General features: G+C 44.5%; 17 protein-coding genes. 5 read left to right on the top strand and 12 right to left on the bottom strand.

Annotated elements, in window-relative coordinates; all coding sequences use genetic code 11:
• Window positions 1-24: 24 nt before the first annotated feature.
• From BLW60_RS04635 to BLW60_RS16720, 3 genes are all read left to right on the top strand, one after another.
• Window positions 25-660 (top strand): lysophospholipid acyltransferase family protein, encoded by a 636-nt coding sequence (locus BLW60_RS04635; RefSeq protein WP_074714697.1) that lies wholly within the window; start codon window positions 25-27, stop codon window positions 658-660.
• On the top strand, window positions 653-2,629 hold the full coding sequence (locus tag BLW60_RS04630) for a bifunctional 4-hydroxy-3-methylbut-2-enyl diphosphate reductase/30S ribosomal protein S1 (protein ID WP_074714696.1): 1,977 nt from the start codon (window positions 653-655) through the stop codon (window positions 2,627-2,629). The genes BLW60_RS04635 and BLW60_RS04630 overlap by 8 nt, the downstream gene beginning before the upstream one ends.
• An 88-nt stretch (window positions 2,630-2,717) precedes the next feature.
• The gene (locus tag BLW60_RS16720) at window positions 2,718-2,894 is read left to right on the top strand and encodes a hypothetical protein (protein ID WP_175460885.1); all 177 of its coding nucleotides are present in this window, start codon (window positions 2,718-2,720) and stop codon (window positions 2,892-2,894) included.
• A gap of 71 nt (window positions 2,895-2,965) precedes the next feature.
• Here the strand turns inward: BLW60_RS16720 and BLW60_RS04625 are convergent, their stop codons facing one another.
• Entirely contained in the window at window positions 2,966-6,376 is a 3,411-nt protein-coding gene (locus tag BLW60_RS04625; protein ID WP_074714695.1) for a pectinesterase family protein, read from the bottom strand.
• Between the two features lie 380 nt (window positions 6,377-6,756).
• Between BLW60_RS04625 and hpt the strand changes: the two genes are divergently transcribed.
• Window positions 6,757-7,305 carry a hypoxanthine phosphoribosyltransferase gene (hpt, locus tag BLW60_RS04620; protein ID WP_074714694.1) on the top strand — a complete coding sequence of 183 codons (549 nt, stop codon included), beginning with the start codon at window positions 6,757-6,759 and terminating at the stop codon, window positions 7,303-7,305.
• Window positions 7,306-7,315: 10 nt separating this feature from the next.
• Window positions 7,316-8,677 (top strand): NCS2 family permease, encoded by a 1,362-nt coding sequence (locus BLW60_RS04615; RefSeq protein ID WP_074714693.1) that lies wholly within the window; start codon window positions 7,316-7,318, stop codon window positions 8,675-8,677.
• Window positions 8,678-9,008: 331 nt separating this feature from the next.
• Here the strand turns inward: BLW60_RS04615 and BLW60_RS04610 are convergent, their stop codons facing one another.
• From BLW60_RS04610 to BLW60_RS04560, 11 genes are all read right to left on the bottom strand, one after another.
• Window positions 9,009-9,593 carry a histidine phosphatase family protein gene (locus BLW60_RS04610; protein ID WP_074714692.1) on the bottom strand — a complete coding sequence of 195 codons (585 nt, stop codon included), beginning with the start codon at window positions 9,591-9,593 and terminating at the stop codon, window positions 9,009-9,011.
• Window positions 9,593-10,720, bottom strand: coding sequence for a carboxynorspermidine decarboxylase (gene nspC, locus BLW60_RS04605; RefSeq protein WP_074714691.1), 1,128 nt, complete (start codon window positions 10,718-10,720; stop codon window positions 9,593-9,595). Before nspC ends, BLW60_RS04610 begins: the two co-directional genes overlap by 1 nt.
• A gap of 4 nt (window positions 10,721-10,724) precedes the next feature.
• The gene (locus BLW60_RS04600; protein WP_081348119.1) at window positions 10,725-11,381 is read right to left on the bottom strand and encodes a peptidylprolyl isomerase; all 657 of its coding nucleotides are present in this window, start codon (window positions 11,379-11,381) and stop codon (window positions 10,725-10,727) included.
• A 20-nt stretch (window positions 11,382-11,401) separates the two neighbouring features.
• Window positions 11,402-11,875, bottom strand: coding sequence for a VanZ family protein (locus tag BLW60_RS04595; protein WP_074714690.1), 474 nt, complete (start codon window positions 11,873-11,875; stop codon window positions 11,402-11,404).
• Between the two features lies 1 nt (window position 11,876).
• Window positions 11,877-13,079 carry a saccharopine dehydrogenase family protein gene (locus BLW60_RS04590; RefSeq protein ID WP_028517030.1) on the bottom strand — a complete coding sequence of 401 codons (1,203 nt, stop codon included), beginning with the start codon at window positions 13,077-13,079 and terminating at the stop codon, window positions 11,877-11,879.
• A gap of 19 nt (window positions 13,080-13,098) precedes the next feature.
• Entirely contained in the window at window positions 13,099-13,488 is a 390-nt protein-coding gene (locus BLW60_RS04585; RefSeq protein ID WP_074714689.1) for a hypothetical protein, read from the bottom strand.
• Window positions 13,489-13,570: 82 nt separating this feature from the next.
• Window positions 13,571-13,957, bottom strand: coding sequence for a DUF3592 domain-containing protein (locus BLW60_RS04580; RefSeq protein ID WP_074714688.1), 387 nt, complete (start codon window positions 13,955-13,957; stop codon window positions 13,571-13,573).
• A gap of 133 nt (window positions 13,958-14,090) precedes the next feature.
• Window positions 14,091-14,549 carry a GNAT family N-acetyltransferase gene (locus BLW60_RS04575; protein WP_074714687.1) on the bottom strand — a complete coding sequence of 153 codons (459 nt, stop codon included), beginning with the start codon at window positions 14,547-14,549 and terminating at the stop codon, window positions 14,091-14,093.
• Between the two features lie 11 nt (window positions 14,550-14,560).
• Complete coding sequence (locus BLW60_RS04570) at window positions 14,561-15,178, bottom strand: DUF3592 domain-containing protein (protein ID WP_074714686.1); 618 nt, start codon at window positions 15,176-15,178, stop codon at window positions 14,561-14,563.
• A 17-nt stretch (window positions 15,179-15,195) separates the two neighbouring features.
• Complete coding sequence (locus tag BLW60_RS04565) at window positions 15,196-15,852, bottom strand: DUF3592 domain-containing protein (RefSeq protein WP_074714685.1); 657 nt, start codon at window positions 15,850-15,852, stop codon at window positions 15,196-15,198.
• Window positions 15,853-15,899: 47 nt separating this feature from the next.
• The gene (locus BLW60_RS04560) at window positions 15,900-16,475 is read right to left on the bottom strand and encodes a DUF3592 domain-containing protein (RefSeq protein WP_074714684.1); all 576 of its coding nucleotides are present in this window, start codon (window positions 16,473-16,475) and stop codon (window positions 15,900-15,902) included.
• Window positions 16,476-16,534 lie beyond the last annotated feature (59 nt).

Here is a 16,534-nt window from a genome sequence, read left to right as displayed (position 1 = left end):
AAGCCTTTACAGAGGTGAAACAATATGTATTACATAGTCAAGTTTCTGGTAAAAATATACTTCCGCATGATGTATAAGATAAGCATTGAGGGCAAGGAAAATATCCCCGATGATACCACTGTTATATACGCCTGCAACCACAGAAGCAATGCCGATCCGCCGCTTCTCGGTGCATGGGCGAAAGGCAAATTCGCTTTCATGGCTAAGGAGGAGCTCTTCAAAAACAAGCTCTTTGCGTGGCTGATACGTTCCCTCGGAGCTTTCCCTGTTGCCCGCGGTAAAGGCGATACCGGAGTTATCGACACTGCCGTTGAAAGACTTGGCAGTAAAAGAAGCCTTATGATATTCCCCGAGGGTACTCGCTCAAAGGACGGCAAGGTGGGACGCGGACACACAGGTGCAGCTCTTATCTCCGCACGTTCGGGAAAGGCTATTGTCCCGGCAGGTATATGCTACGGTGAAAAGCTGAAATTCCGCACTCCCATCACACTGAAATTCGGAACTCCTATCGAACCCACAGAATACTGTGAGGTATGCGATGAACCAAATCCCCGTCAGCTTGTAAAGCTCAAGAACCGCTATATGGCTGATATCAAGCTCCTCGTCGAGGGTGTGCCCGAAGAAAAGACCAAAGTAAAGGAGAACGACAGCAATGAGTAAGGTAACTGTTGCAAAATCCGCAGGCTTCTGCTTCGGAGTAGACAGAGCCGTGAAAATGGTTTACGGCGAGCTTGAAAAGAATACACACGTTGCTACTCTCGGTCCTATCATACACAATCAGGACGTTGTCAACGATATGCAGGCAAAAGGAGCAAGGATAATAAACTCCGTTGACGAGCTTGCTCCCGATGAGACTGTAGTCATACGCTCCCACGGCGTAGGCAGCGATATTTACCGTCAGATAGAGGCTAAAGGCAACAAAATGCTTGACGCTACCTGCCCTTTCGTTTCGCGCATACACAAAATTGTGGCTGAAAAGTCCGCAGAAGGCTATTTTATCCTCATTGCAGGTGACCGTAATCACCCTGAGGTACAGGGAATTGTTGGTCATTGTGACGAAAATTGCCTTGTTTTCAAGGACAACTTTGAGCTAAAAGCCTTTTTTGAAAAAAATTATAAAAATTTGCAAAAAAAGCTTGCAATTGTGGCGCAAACAACGTATAATATAGTAGTATGGGGTGAGTGTTTAAACGTGATCCCGAAGGACGACTCCAACATTGTTATATACGATACGATATGCAACGCAACGGACGCACGTCAGACTGACGCTGCCGAGCTTGCAAAAAACTCGGATATCATGCTTGTGGTAGGCGGCAGACACAGTTCAAATACTGTAAAGCTTTATGAAGTATGCAGCCGCTACTGTAAAACGTATCATATAGAAAATTCGGACGAGCTTCGGACTTTAAAGCTTCCAAATGCCGAGAAGATCGGCATCACTGCAGGCGCATCGACCCCCGCCTATATAATCAAGGAGGTACAAACCAAAATGGCAGAAAATGAAATTCTTGCAGCTAATCAGAATGAGGATATCGACTTCGCTCAGATGATCGATGAGTCATTCAAAAAAATACATACAGGAGAGAAAGTTAAAGGCACAGTTATCGCTGTAAATAATACAGAAGTTATCGTAGACCTCGGAACAAAGCACACTGGCTATGTTGCTCTTGATGATCTTACAGATGATCCTTCAAAGAAGCCTTCAGACATCGTCAGCGTTGGCGACGAGATCGATCTTGTTGTAATCAAGGTAAATGACGCTGAGGGTACAGCTGCTCTCTCAAAGAGAAAGGTTGACGAGCAGGCCGGCTACGAAAAGATCGTTAAGGCACAGCAGGAAGGCACAGTTCTCGAAGGCGTTGTTCAGAGCGTAGTTAATAAGGGCGTTACTCTCACAGTTCTCGGCGTAAGAGTATTTATCCCTGCTTCACTTACAGGTCTTCCAAGAGGCGCAGAGCTTGACCAGCTTCTCAAGAAGAAGGTAGAGTTCATCGTTATCGAAGTTTCTGAGGGCGGCAGAAAGAGAGCCGTTGGTTCTATCAAGGCTGTTCAGAACGCTAAGAAGGAAGAAGCTAAGGCAAGATTCTGGGAGACAGCTGAGGTCGGCAAGACTTACGTAGGTAAGGTAAAGTCACTCACAAGCTTCGGTGCATTCGTTGATCTCGGCGGCATCGACGGCATGGTACATATCTCAGAGCTTTCATGGAAGAGGATCAAGCACCCAAGCGAAGTTGTTAATGTTGGCGATACTCTTGAGGTATACATCAAGGATCTCGATCAGGAAGCTAACAGAATTTCTCTCGGCTTCAAGAAGGCTGAGGACAATCCTTGGGAGATCTTCAAGTCACAGTATCAGATCGGCGATGTAGTTAAGGCTACTATCGTTTCTATCACAAGCTTCGGTGCATTCGCTCAGATCATCGACGGCGTTGACGGTCTTATCCACATCTCACAGATCGCTGACCAGAAGGTAGAGAATGTCAAGGACGTTCTTTCAGTAGGCGATGAGGTTGATGTTAAGATCATTGATATCGACGAGGAGTCAAAGAGGATCAGCATCTCAATGCGTGCTCTTCTTGAGAATGAAGAGGACGATGCTGAGGAAGCTCCTGCTGAGGACGCTGAATAATCAGTAATCTTATGGGCTGCACAAACGTGCAGCCCTTTTCATTTAATCAAGACGGGCATTCACCGTCGCTGCTAAACGGAGAACTAATATGAATAAGAAAACTATAGGAATAATATCAGGAATAATCGGAATATTGATCGGAATTGCAATAGTGATATGTTCACTTGCTGATGTTGATCTGCCTAAACCTGTATGGCTGATCTTCGCTGTCGCTTGTATGCTCAATGCAGTATTGATAACGCTGAATTACAGAAGAAAAGAATAAAAAAATAACGCCCCGAAGCGATGTTTACATCACTTCGGGGCTGAACTTTTATATCCTAAACACTTGTTATATCAATTGATCGGAAGTGCATCTACAAGGCGGAGTAGATAACGCTGTATTGCAAGTGCGTCATTGGAAGTAATACCGTTTCTTCCCTCAACATCTGCGTTTGCAGCTCCCTGATCTGTTAGGTGATGCTCATCTGTACCGTTTATACCGTACTTATTCGGATTTGCCAGTGACTGCATGATAAGAACTGCATCTGACAGATCAACTGTACCGTCCATATTTGCATCGCCTGCAAGTCCCTGCGGAGGCTGTGTGGTAGTTGTAGTTGTAGTGGTTGTGGTCGTAGTTGTTGTGGTTGTAGTAGTCGTTGTTGTAGTAACTACAGGTGTTTCCTTAACGAAAGCAATGTAGTTCATACAAGCTCCGCTCATGCCGTTTGTACCGAGAGTTACGGTCTCGCCTGCCTTTATCTCCTTTGCATATACGTCGAAAGGTCTTACAGCTTCGCTGTCGTTGATCTCCACGATCTCACCTATCTTTGTGAAGTTATACAGCCATGACGGGATAGAAGTTACTCTCTCGTCCATAGCTACATATACTGTGATATCCTTTGCAGCAGTAATTACCGCAAGGTCTGAATCCGTATTCTTCGAGTTGCAGGCTGTGCGGATAAGCTCTCCGCCGCCGATACTTGAAGGTACAGAAGCGATAACGTGCTCACGGTCGCCGAATGCCTTGTCGCCTGTGCTGAAGTTCTCAACGATAGACCACTGTGCGCCGTAGCTTGCGTCCTTGACCTCAAGCTTAGCGATGAGTTTGCTTTTCAGTGTATCGTCGATAACTACAGGATCACCGCCGCTTGAAACTGTTCCTGCATTATATGCCTTGTTCTGCATTCTTCCTGCATAAGCTGTTACCTCAGCCTTTGCAGCGTCTGCGGACTGTACATTGTAGCTGCTGTATATCTTCGATGAGTTTGTATCGAAGTTATCGTAGCCGTCGCCGCCGCTCTTGAGGTTATTGATGTAAGCCTGTGCAGTTCTTGAATTTACTATCTGATAAGCAAGTCCGCTGCCCATATTGCAGTTCACGAACTTGTCGCCGTAGGACTTGATAGTTCCCGAATATGCATCATTTCCCATATTCTCAGCATCAAGAGGAAGATTTGTCTTTTCGTAGTAGTTAGCCTCAGAGAATACCTTTGAGTTGTAGGAAGCTCCGATACCGTACTGCTTGTTATTGTAGAAGTAGTTGTTGTAGCTGTGGATATGTGCGTTTCTCGCACGGGGATTACGTGACTCGGTATTGTTGAACCAGTTGTGGTGATAGGTTATCCAGTCCTGCTCATGTGAAGTACCGCCGCCTACAAGTGAGGTCTTGTGAGCGTCCTTGAACACATTATAGGAAACTGTTACATACTCACTCCACTTTATGTCCAGTGAACCGTCGCCGTCTGCCTTGTCGGCATCTACTATGCCGTTGCCTGCATATGCATTGTAGCCTTTTTCGATAGTATTGTTGTGTACCCATATACGTGATGACTTTGAAGTACTGCCGCCCGACATTGAGATACCGTCATCAGGATATTTTCCAAGCCAGAGGTTTCTTACCTCGCAGCTTGTACTATGCTTCATGTCGAAGCCCCACTGATTGAGGTTGCAGTCATAACCGATACCCTCAACGGTAACGTTCTTGCCGCCGTTCATATAGAGCATATTGGAGCCGTCGTTCTGCTGACCGTTGTTTGCCTTTGCACCTGACGGAACGTCGATAGTGCCGATAAGTCTGAAGCATACATTGCTCGGTCCTGCATTGAAGATATTGTAAAGACCGGTTTTTCCGTTCCATGTTACAGTGTCCTTAGTGGAGTTTGTAACGTAGATAACAGTAACGCCCGATTTCAGAGTACCGTCATTGTTGTACGCGCCTATTGCTTCGGAATTGTTCCAGTGAGCGTAGCCGCTGCGGTCAAATGCCATTGTTTTGACTGTGCAGCTTGCAGAGCCGTTAGAGCCCGAAACGTTTATGGTATAAGATGTATTTCCCTTGAGTCCGGGGATATCGACTCTTGAATTTCTGATGAGCTGTGAGTCTACAGCCGTATAGCTTGAACTGCCCTCGGGTGCGTAGCTTACCTTGACGTTATTGCCAAGCTTTGAGCTGTCCCACTCTACGAAAGCTTCTTCATACCAGCCGCCGCAGGTCTTTATTGCACCTTCGACATTTGATGAAGGCTGATCGTTATTGCCGCTGCTTGTATTTCCTTCACCGTTGAGGAATGACGGTGTCCAGTTGTTCATATAGCTTGAGATATTGATGTTTGCAGCGTCACTGTCCGATACGGTATGTCCCTTGCGCTGTGAGAGGTCAACTCTCTGACCGTTTGAGAGCTTAGTGCCGTTCTCCTTGAAGCCGTCAACGCTCTCGGGCTGTACGCCGCTCATTGAAGTCCAGCCTGCTGCTGTGATCATATTTCCGTTCTGGAGAGTAGTATTCACAAAGAGCACCTTTGCAGTCTGTCCCCATGGTCTGCCGAGATAGCCTGCGCTTACTGTGAGCTGTGAATTTGCAGTTACCTTACAGTCCTTAAAGAGATAGCCTGTATACGGGCTTCCCTGCTCTCTTGCTGCTGTGATGTATCCGCCTACAGAACCGCTGCTGTAGCCCTTCCAGCGAAGCTCACAGCTGTCGAATACTGCATTGCTGCCGCCGAAGATATAGTCTGTCTGTCCTTCGATGAGGCAGTTCTTGTAGTACTGAGGTGAGCCGCCTGTGTAAAGTGTATCCTGGCTCGACAGGAACTTGCAGTTAAGGAACTCAGCATACCCTGTATCTACTGAGAGAGCTGCTGCACGCTCTGTATAAGCCTTTGACTGTACGTCAACGCCGTTGTAACGCTGTACTTTCAGTGTCTCGTTTGTACACTCAACTCCGTCTGCCAACTCCTCCTGTGTGAGGTAGCGGTTGAAGGAGTTCTCGAATACGATGTTCTTAGCCTTGAAGTTTGTAGCCTTTGGCCAGAGCTGTACCGTAGCTCCCCAGCGGTAGTTTGAAACGTTCTTGCCGCTCTTTGCGTTTGCAAGGCTTGCGTCGTAATAGCCCTTTGAGTTTGCACTGTAGTACTTATAGCCGATACCGTAGTACCATGTGAGAACAGCATCGCCCTTGCTCGGCTCGTCATTTACAAAAGTAATGTACGGTGTCTGTACGATTACCTGCTGACGGTAAGTACCCGGGGCAATGTGTATTGTAACGCGGTTTGCCTCAGATGAGGGATTGAGGCTCGCTGCCTTGTCAACAGCCGCCTGTACTGTGGAAAAGTTGTTGTTTCTGCCCGTGTATCCGACATACAGGTCTGTACCTGCCGCATCGGACCTCAACGGCTGTATTACGGCAAATGATGCCAGTAATACGATCATGGCTGAAACGAACGAAATGATCTGTAGACTGAGCTTTCGTTTTCTGCCGACCATTATTATCACTCCTTTGGAATTTTCGGATCGTACGCTGCCTAAAGCGCGATCCTTAGCCTATAATTGATCTCCTTAGTGCACCGCGCAGACTTACAGGGACAAGCTGCCGCAGAATATGCACCTATACACCATAATTATAACATACCCACTACAAAATGTAAATATAATCGTAGATTTTACATTAATTTTTGTAGATATATACAATGGTTCTTTATTCTCTTTGGGTAAAATATCCTTAAATGATATTTTCCCCCCTATTTTAAGGCAAAGCTGCTATTCTGCTTATTGACAACCCGAAACAAAATGGTATAATAAATGTATCACAATACATGAACTAAAGCAGATAATTACTTCTATCATTACAACTCAGGAGGTTTATTATGAAATTTGACAGCACAGAAGAATGGAAAAGCAAGATCAAGCGCGTCATCATTTCCGAAGAGGAAATACGCAAAGAGATCAAAAAAGCAGGCGAGTATATCAATTCTTTATACGACGGTTCGCCCATACTCCTTGTGAGCATACTGAAAGGCGCATTCGTATTCATGGCTGACCTCTGCCGTGAGGTAACTGTTCCCTGCGAGATAGCTTTCATGGCGGCAAAAAGCTACTTTGAGGGCACTGAGTCATCAGGTCATGTTGAGATTACCATGGACCTTAAACATGACATCAGCAATTACCATGTCATAATCGTTGAGGATATCATCGACACGGGAAGAACTCTCAACGAGATCAAAAAAATACTCGGTGTGAGAGATCCTCTGTCTCTGAGGATAATGACTCTCCTTGACAAGCCCGACCGCCGTGTTGTTGAGCTTAAAGCTGATTATTCCCTTTTCACTATCCCCGATTATTTCGTAATAGGCTACGGACTGGATTACGGCGAATTCTACAGAAATTTGCCGTATATCGCAGAATTCGGCGAATGAGGTGACAGAAATGGCGGAAAAACTTTTCAAGCTCAAAGAACGCGGAACTAATGTAAAGACCGAAATTGCGGCAGGTATCACCACTTTTATGACTATGGCTTATATACTTGCCATTAACCCGAATATACTCTCAACCACAGGCATGGACGCAACTGCCGTCCTCCTTGCGACCTGTCTTGCTTCATTTATAGGTACTGTCTGCATGGCTTTCATGGCTAATCTGCCCTTTGCACTGTCCGCAGGCATGGGACTCAACGCCTACATGGCTTACACAGTCTGCGGAAACCTCGGCTATTCGTGGCAGGTGGCTCTCCTTGCGGTATTTATCGAGGGTATCATATTTATCATACTCTCGCTGACTAAGGTCAGAGAAGCTATCTTCGACGCGATACCTCTTTCGCTGAAACGCGCGGTGTCCGTTGGTATAGGTCTGTTCATCGCCTTTATCGGACTTCAGAATGCAGGTCTTGCAGTAGACTCCGCAACTCTTGTAGAGCTTGTGGACTTCCGCGAAAACTTCGCTACTACGGGAATATGCGCACTCCTTGCTGTTATCGGACTCCTTATTATGGCGATACTCTACATCAAAAGAGTAAAAGGTTCTATCCTAATAGGCATATTCGCAACATGGATTTTAGGTATCATCTGCGAAGTAACAGGTCTTTACGTACCAGATGCGGAAACGGGAGCTTATACACTTATCCCCTCTTTCCACATGACTGACTTCACTTCTATCAGCAAGACATTCGGTCAGTGCTTCAACGTGGATTTTGACGCTGTTGGTATTATCAACTTTATAGTTGTTGTGTTCTCCTTCCTCTTCGTTGACCTTTTCGACACTCTCGGCACTCTTATCGGTGTAAGCACAAAGGCAGGGCTCCTCGACAAAGACGGCAAGCTCCCTGCTATAAGACCTGCTCTTATGGCTGACGCTGTTGCAACTACCGCAGGTGCTGTGCTCGGTACATCTACCACAACTACTTTTGTGGAGTCCTCAGCAGGTGCGGCAGCAGGCGGCAGAACAGGTCTTACAGCTCTTACAACAGCTGTGCTGTTCCTGCTCTCAATGTTCCTTGCACCTATATTCATCGCAATACCTGCATTTGCAACTGCTCCTGCACTTATACTCGTCGGCTTCCTCATGTTCAGCACCGTGTCTGAGATAAAGGTAGACGATAAGAACTACGCATCGGCGATCCCTGCATATCTCTGTGTTATCGCAATGCCGCTTTTCTACAGCATTTCCGAGGGTATCGCTATCGGCGTTATATCTTATGTTGTTATAAACCTCGCCTGCAAGAAGTACAAGGAGATCAATCCTATCATGTATATCCTTGCGGTACTCTTTGTACTCAAATACATATTCTTATAAATCATAATTTGCAGCGTGACGCTGCACCCTTTCTCCGCGCTTAAATAAATCTGATTAACAAATTATAGCCGCGAGAGACAATGAATTAATAGGTAAATATCATCGCGTGATTTGCTAAATTTTGATTTTAGCCGTTAGCCCATTGTAGGGGCGGATATTATCCGCCCGTGTATGACTTGCGCAATAAATAACATGAACCAATGTGTAGGGGAGGGCGCCCTCGCCCTCCCGCGTGGGTATTTATTATTATTGCGGGAGCCCGAGGGCGGGCTCCCCTACAAATGTAAATTATGATTTATAAAAGAAAAGGACAGCTTTCGCTGTCCTTTTTTCATCGGTTATTGCCTTTGAATTCCTTTTTGACTATGAGTATCTCCTCTTTTTCGACAAGCTCCCTGCCGTTAAATCCGAGGCGGATAATGTACGGCATGAAATCGATAAGGCGCATGAACTCATCTACTCCGAAGCTGTTGTCATAGTAATGAAGAATAGTACTGAGCGCAGTACCGTGAGTACCCACCATTATGTTCTCATCTCTGTGAGCGTCAAGCATATCGTTTACCGCAGCAATATTCCTGTCCATTACGGACTGCAAACACTCGCCGTCGCTTTCGCTGTAGCTCAGGTCAGCCCAGCGTTTGCGGAACATATCTATATTATTGCTGTTTTTGCCGTTGATACGCTCGTGCAGTCTCTCGTCAATAATTATATCAAGTCCGTGTTCGTCCGCAGTCTGCTTTATGGTATCATAGCTGCGCTTATAAGGACTTGAAATAGCGAAGTCAATACGGATATCCTTCATTGCTTCCACAACTTTAAGAGTATCCCTCTCGCCCTCCTCGGTAAGGGGACGTTTTGATGCTTCTGCGAAAGCGTAGTCGGGCTGCGCATGACGTACAAAGTAAATATTAGTCATTACAGTCTCTCCTTGAAGTCAGAATAGCCGAAGCTGCGAAGCGTCTCAAAGCTGCCGTCCTTTTTCAGCAGAAGTATGGACGGAAGCGGCATACCGTTGAAGGTATTGTTCTTGACCATTGAATATATCGCCATATCACCAAACACGAGCCTGTCACCTATGTGAAGCGGTTCATCGAAGGAGTACTCGCCTATAGAGTCCCCTGCAAGACAGGTCTGTGAGCCAAGTCTGTAGCTGTACTTCTTTTCGCCATTCTCTCCCGAACCAACAAGTGGCGGACGATACGGCATTTCCAGTACATCAGGCATATGGCAGGCTGCGGAGGTATCAAGTATAGCCATTGGCATATCATTTTCCGTGATATCCAGCACCTCGGTCACAAGCCAGCCTGCATTGAGAGCGGCTGCCTCACCGGGTTCGAGGAACACCTCCAGTCCGTACTTTTCCTGCATACGTTTTATACAGCGTTCGAGCCGCGGTATGTCGTAATCCGCACGGGTTATATGATGACCGCCGCCGAAGTTTATCCACTCCATTTTTTCGAGAACATCGCCGAACTTTTCCTCAACAGCATCAAGTGTAGCTTCAAGGTCATCGGAATTCTGCTCACATAGAGTATGGAAGTGTATTCCCGTAACGCCGTCAAGGTCGTCTGTACGGAAGTTCTTCCGAGTGATGCCAAGCCTTGATTTAGGCGAACAGGGATCGTATATCTCATGTCCCTCCTGAGTTGAAAACTCGGGATTTATGCGGAGTCCTATCTTCTTGCCTGCCGCAAGTACGCGGTCACGGTACTTGTCAAGCTGAGTAAAGGAATTGAAGATGATATGACCGCAGTAGGATATTATCTCGTCTATTTCGTTTTCGCGGTAAGCAGCCGAAAAAACGTGATTTTCCTTTCCCATTTCTTCATATCCCAGCTTTGCCTCGAAAAGTCCGCTGCAAGCTGTTCCGTCAAGGTATTCCTTCATAAGCGGATAGACATGATAGCATGAAAAAGCCTTCTGAGCAAGGAGTATCTTAGCTCCCGTGCGCTGTGAAACGCCGCGGAGTATCTCCATATTGTGAATAAGTGCCGACTCGTCCACTACATAGCAGGGAGTCGGCATTTTTGTGTAATCAAACATAAACTTATCCAAGGAAATCGTTCATGGTGATCTTAACTCTCGGAGCACCATTCTCATCGGGGTCGATCATCTCGACCTTTTCCATTACGATAGGTGTATTCGGCTTTGACATAGCACCGTCAGTACCCTGTGAACGAGGTACTTTTGTGAAGTCGTCAACTACCTCCATGCCCTCGGTAACATTACCGAATGCAGCATAATAGCCGTCAAGCGAAGCTGTGTAATTACCTGTATAACAGATGAAGAACTGGCTTGACGCACTGTCGGGATCCGAAGAACGAGCCATTGATATTACTCCGCGCTGATGCGATGTAGGATTGTCAACGCCGTTTGCAGCAAACTCGCCCTTGATAGTCTCTTTGCTTCCGCCCATTCCTGTACCCTCGGGGTCGCCGCCCTGTGCCATAAAGCCGTCAATTACACGATGGAAGGTAAGTCCGTTATAAAAGCCCTCGTTTACCAGCTTTTCAAAGTTAGCGCAGGTAATAGGTGCTTTGTCGGGATAAAGTGTCACGATGATAGTATTGCCTGACTGTCCTGCTGCTGTTGTGGACTCATTTTTATCAGATTTGGCTGCATCTTTGCCGCAGCCTGTCATAATAAGCATTGTTGCAGCAACAGCTGCTGTCATTACCTTTTTGAGGTTCTTAAAACCTTTCATATTTTTCTATTCTCCTTTTTTTAGCTGATATCCGTAAATATCAGTTTTCTTACTATATTAAGCTTTGAAAATGCAAAGCCTATGAATGCTCCCGAAATATTCAGGATAAAATCGTCTATATCGCAGCTGCCGCGCATTGTAAGAAACTGACCTGCCTCAACTCCTATGATGACTGCCGCTATAGTAAGGGCAAACACCTTAAAGCTGCGCTGCTTTTTCCACAGCGCAGGGAAGAATACTCCCGCAGGCATGAATACAGCTAAATTCCCCCACAGATTATCAAAGGAGAGATCACCGTATATCACATCGTCTGCACGGTAATACCTGACAAACTCAGCTATAGTGCGAAATGGTACGAAATTACTGTTCTTACGGAAGTATTCACCATAGGTGTAAAAGTTCAGCATACTGCTCCTGATATAAAAGAGCAGATAAAACGCAGCCGCAGTGTATAATGCAAAAAGAGCAAAAACTAAAAGCTTTTTAGCCCTCATATCAGTCAACAAGAGTAGGATCGAAGTCCTCTTCCCAAGGAAGTCCCCACTTGTTGAGTGCTTCCATGAACGGATCGGGATCAAATTCCTCGATGTTGTAAACGCCAGCCTTCTTCCATGTGCCTGTCATTATCATCATTGCACCGATCATTGCAGGTACACCTGTTGTATAGGAGATAGCCTGTGAGCCAACTTCCTTGTAGCACTCCTGATGATCGCAGATATTGTAGAGGTAGTAGTTCTTGTCCTTGCCGTCCTTCTTTCCGCGGAAGATACAGCCGATATTTGTCTTGCCCACTGTTCTCGGACCAAGTGATGCAGGATCGGGAAGTACAGCCTTTAAGAACTGGAGCGGTACTATCTCCTTGCCCTCGTACATGATAGGCTCGATAGATGTCATACCAACATTTTCAAGGCACTTGAGGTGTGTGAGGTAGCTCTGACCGAATGTCATGAAGAAACGGATACGCTTGATGCCCTTGATGTTGAGTGCAAGAGACTCAAGCTCCTCATGGTGGAGAAGGTACATATCCTTTTCACCTACGCCCTTGAAGTTGTAAACGCGCTTTATCTCCATAGGCTCAGTTTCTACCCACTTGCCGTCCTCGATGTAGCTGCCCTTAGCAGATACCTCTCGGATATTGATCTCAGGGTTGAAGTTTGTAGCGAACGGATAGCCGTGGTCGCCGCCGTTGCAGTCGAGGATATCAATGTAGTTTATCTCGTCGAACTGATGCTTCATAGCGTAAGCTGAGAATACACCTGTTACACCTGGATCAAAGCCGCTTCCGAGGAGAGCTGTGATGCCAGCCTTTTCAAATCTCTCACGGTATGCCCACTGCCACTTGTACTCGAATTTAGCAGTATCAAGAGGCTCATAGTTTGCAGTATCTACATAGTGAGTCTTTGTAGCGAGACAAGCGTCCATGATAGTAAGGTCCTGATAAGGAAGTGCAAGGTTCAGCACTACATCAGGCTTATAGCTGTTGATAAGAGCAACAAGCTCGTCAACATTGTCAGCGTTAACCTGAGCTGTCTCGATGACTGTCTTTGTTGTAGGCTGGAGCTTTTCCTTCAGCGCATCGCACTTTGACTTGGTACGGCTCGCTATCATTATGCCCTCAAATACCTCGCTGTTCTGACAGCACTTGTGAATTGCAACGGAAGCAACTCCTCCGCAGCCGATGATCATACATTTTCCCATTTTTAATTCCTCCGTATCTTTAAAAATTTATATGTGTCACCAAATAAATGCCTATTGCCGCCAAAAGCAGATCCGTAAAGAGATGTTTTTTCTGCCTTGAAGGACAATAATACATTTCTGGGTTATTTGGATTTACCTTGATTATACGCTGACCGCTTCTTTCCAAATGAGCGATCAGATTTGAATCGCTTGTCGATTCATACAGCCGATCATCATATTCATAGACCAGCTTGCGTTTTTCGGTACCGTCACTGTTTACACCAATTCTTTTTATCATGACTCTGACCGTTTCTGTACACTTGCGCCTCAGCATTCTGATAACTAAATAATCCACCAGAGCTATTACTGTCGGTATCAGCAATACAAATTTCCATAATAAATATTCTTCCATATTCTCTATATCCGGCATTTATCTTTCACCAATATCTATACTCCCTTTCTTCTTCAATCGTCTTATCTCAGTGAACTGAATAAAAATCAGATATAATTATTTATATCATTTTTAAATATGAAAGATACATATAAAGCCCTCCCATACCGCTAAACAGCAGGTAAAAAAGAATTCTATGTATCGTTTCCTTCGGACAGTAAAACCTTTCAGGCTTATCAGGGTCAATGTAAAGTCCTAACTGATCGCCCACTTTAAATCTGAGAAATGCAGAAGTAAAATTACTCGAACTTCTATAATCCACTCCTTCAAATCTATATCCAAAAACAGGATAGAATGAATCACCTTTACTGCTGTGTTTTATCTTGAACTCTACAACAGCAGCATCAACATACTCTGTACACTTTTTCTTTGCTATTATCAGTTTTACTATTCCCCAAATACCTACCAATACAAAAATCACTGGAATAATAAAAATCAATATTATCATTTTCTTAACTCCATATATTTTTGCTGATTAAAAAATATGAACGATCAATAACAAGTATCATTTTCGCGGCACTTGACGGTTTGGATACTGTTGTACTCCTGTTGATTTGAATATTCATAATTAAATCTCCTGTTTATAAAACTAATTTCATTGGTGTGAACTGTGATACTTTCTCTTCAAATCCTAACTTCTTATAAAGATGATAGCCTTCCTCGGAAGCCTGGAGCTCGATATAATCAAGGTCCATTGTCTTGGCATCAGCTATAAGGAGCTTCATAAGCTCTGTAGCTATTCCCTGTCGGCGATAGTTCTTATCGGTCACAACATTGAGTACCGTTCCTACCCTGCCTTTAGGAAAATTCGGATTAGGCGGCAGCTCTCCTACTGTGAGGAAAGCCGAACCTACAAGCTTGCCGCCGTCCTCTGCGAGATATGCAAAGAAATCGCAGTTGAGATGATCGGCATAATACCGCGGAAGCCTTGCCTTTATTTTAGCAGCCTCGGCATCTGTCATTTCGGGGAAGTCCTCGCGTAAATATTTTATACGTATATCCGCCAGTCCCGAAGCATTCTGCGCTCTGAATATGTTCATTTTTATCTCCTTTAATAATCACTGTTTTTATACAGTTTAATTCCTAATCCAATAATATAGACCAGGAATATTCCGACAGCAGCTATTATAATTATTATACCGATAATAAGACCTGTATTTCCTTTATCTTTTCTGGAATCATAATTAGGTATGTATACCTGAGCAGGATCATCAGGATTTATATAGATATGCTCTGAATCACCGATCTCATAGACCGAAGAATGCTTGTAATAATTCTCTTTGTGAGTATATTCACGTCCATTATACGTGTATGTGAATTCAGGAGCATAGCCTGTCCATTTTGTAATATTGTCATCACTGTCCCTTTCATTGAACTCCTTGCTGTTTATGTTTGTCACGATCCCTTCGACCAGTTCAGAGCACTGTCTATGATCCTTTTCCAATGATTTTTTACCGTTCAGATTTGATCTTATAAAGATCACTCCGACCGCTACAAATAACAAGGCTATGATTCCGAAAAAAATGGTCGCGCAAGTCATAACGCCGCGTTTCTGCCCTCTTGTCAGATACTTCACCTTTTCTTCATCAGAAAGAGAATCAAATTCAGGATCTTTGTAACTTATTCTATTATAATTATTGAAATTTTCATCATTATTAAAGTGTTTCATTTTATCTCACTTCTTCATTAATAATACTGATCCGGAATTGATGTGGTCAGCGCTTTCTTTGTCTTTCTTTTCATGCTTATCGGAATGATCAAACCGACTGCGATACATATCGCTCCTATCACCATTGACATTCCCGAACCGCTCTTTTTTTGCTTGTAAGACGGTATATAGACATTTTCAGGATCAAGGGGATCAATGTAGATGTCTACGCTTTGACCAACTGTAAAGCCTGTTGACGGACTGTAATAATTCCCCTCTTCTCTATATTTATTTCCTTGATATTCGTATACAAAAACAGGAGCATAGGTATTTGTAGGTTCGTCATCACTGCTTTTCCGATGAGTATCGTCCCATCTTTGTATCTCTGAGACTGTGCCTATAACTTTGTAAGTACACACCTTTTTAGCACTGTTAAGTGCAAAGAATTCCTTTGCTCCCAGAATAAAGAAAACGATACCTGCCAGCAGAAAAGGCGCAGTAAAAAGCGCGCCAATACAGCCGAAAGCATTTGATGCAAATTTTTTCTGCCTGTCTGTAAGCTGAGTTATCGGCTGACCGTTTCCGTTAAATTGTCCGTATCCGCTGTTATCATAGTTCCCGTGATCACTGTCACTATAGCTGTCGTACTCTTCGCTGTTATAATTTTCATAATCGCTGTTATCATAATTTTTCATTTTTACACCCCATTTTATATCATTTCCGCGAATGTGACTTCCTTATTTTACCCCATAAAATCATCATTCGTATCTTTATCGTCCGAGCTGTTACCTGCTGATTTGCTGCGCATTACCACGCATACAACAACTACAGTAAGGATCATTATAATACACGGTATAAATATCACTAAGAGCCAGAATCCAGAAAACTCACGGTCTATCTGCTTAAATACAGTATTTCGGTTGAATGCGGGATCATACATCTTTCCGGGTTCGCCTTCCGATATGCGTATATCCACCTTTTCTCCGACTTCATACTTCTTGCTGTTTGAGCTTATACTTCCCTCAACATTATACGTTTTCCCATTGTATTCGTACTCGTATACGGGAGTATATACCATTGAAGAACTGTCATCGGAATTCGACAAATGCTCACGGTTCTCGCTGATAACCGCCGTTACCGATACATTATAAGCAGATGTATCCTGCGTAACCGCACCGCTTATCGCTTTTTTCACCACCGTAAATGCCAGACCTGTTATAAAACCCAGAAGCGTCAGTATAACGGCAAATATTATACCTATCCTTAAAGCTCTGTTTTTTCTGCTTTTATCTTCTGTTTGCTGCTCGTTGTTATTCATAGTGTGACCTCGCAATGGAATATAGGACATTCTTTATGCTGCCGTACTGTGTTTTCTGC

The sequence above is a fragment of the Ruminococcus flavefaciens genome (assembly GCF_900108555.1).
GTDB classification, from domain to species: domain Bacteria; phylum Bacillota; class Clostridia; order Oscillospirales; family Ruminococcaceae; genus Ruminococcus; species Ruminococcus flavefaciens_P.
This window is presented reverse-complemented; position numbering and strand designations above follow the sequence as displayed.

Excerpts from the sequence above, each read along its gene's own strand:
- BLW60_RS04635 (WP_074714697.1), top strand. The coding sequence starts at position 25 with ATGTATTACATAGTCAAGTTTCTGGTAAAAATATACTTCCGCATGATG.
- BLW60_RS04630 (WP_074714696.1), top strand. The coding sequence starts at position 653 with ATGAGTAAGGTAACTGTTGCAAAATCCGCAGGCTTCTGCTTCGGAGTA.
- BLW60_RS16720 (WP_175460885.1), top strand. The coding sequence starts at position 2,718 with ATGAATAAGAAAACTATAGGAATAATATCAGGAATAATCGGAATATTG.
- BLW60_RS04625 (WP_074714695.1), bottom strand. The coding sequence starts at position 6,376 with ATGGTCGGCAGAAAACGAAAGCTCAGTCTACAGATCATTTCGTTCGTT.
- hpt (WP_074714694.1), top strand. The coding sequence starts at position 6,757 with ATGAAATTTGACAGCACAGAAGAATGGAAAAGCAAGATCAAGCGCGTC.
- BLW60_RS04615 (WP_074714693.1), top strand. The coding sequence starts at position 7,316 with ATGGCGGAAAAACTTTTCAAGCTCAAAGAACGCGGAACTAATGTAAAG.
- BLW60_RS04610 (WP_074714692.1), bottom strand. The coding sequence starts at position 9,593 with ATGACTAATATTTACTTTGTACGTCATGCGCAGCCCGACTACGCTTTC.
- nspC (WP_074714691.1), bottom strand. The coding sequence starts at position 10,720 with ATGTTTGATTACACAAAAATGCCGACTCCCTGCTATGTAGTGGACGAG.
- BLW60_RS04600 (WP_081348119.1), bottom strand. The coding sequence starts at position 11,381 with ATGAAAGGTTTTAAGAACCTCAAAAAGGTAATGACAGCAGCTGTTGCT.
- BLW60_RS04595 (WP_074714690.1), bottom strand. The coding sequence starts at position 11,875 with ATGAGGGCTAAAAAGCTTTTAGTTTTTGCTCTTTTTGCATTATACACT.
- BLW60_RS04590 (WP_028517030.1), bottom strand. The coding sequence starts at position 13,079 with ATGGGAAAATGTATGATCATCGGCTGCGGAGGAGTTGCTTCCGTTGCA.
- BLW60_RS04585 (WP_074714689.1), bottom strand. The coding sequence starts at position 13,488 with ATGCCGGATATAGAGAATATGGAAGAATATTTATTATGGAAATTTGTA.
- BLW60_RS04580 (WP_074714688.1), bottom strand. The coding sequence starts at position 13,957 with ATGATAATATTGATTTTTATTATTCCAGTGATTTTTGTATTGGTAGGT.
- BLW60_RS04575 (WP_074714687.1), bottom strand. The coding sequence starts at position 14,549 with ATGAACATATTCAGAGCGCAGAATGCTTCGGGACTGGCGGATATACGT.
- BLW60_RS04570 (WP_074714686.1), bottom strand. The coding sequence starts at position 15,178 with ATGAAACACTTTAATAATGATGAAAATTTCAATAATTATAATAGAATA.
- BLW60_RS04565 (WP_074714685.1), bottom strand. The coding sequence starts at position 15,852 with ATGAAAAATTATGATAACAGCGATTATGAAAATTATAACAGCGAAGAG.
- BLW60_RS04560 (WP_074714684.1), bottom strand. The coding sequence starts at position 16,475 with ATGAATAACAACGAGCAGCAAACAGAAGATAAAAGCAGAAAAAACAGA.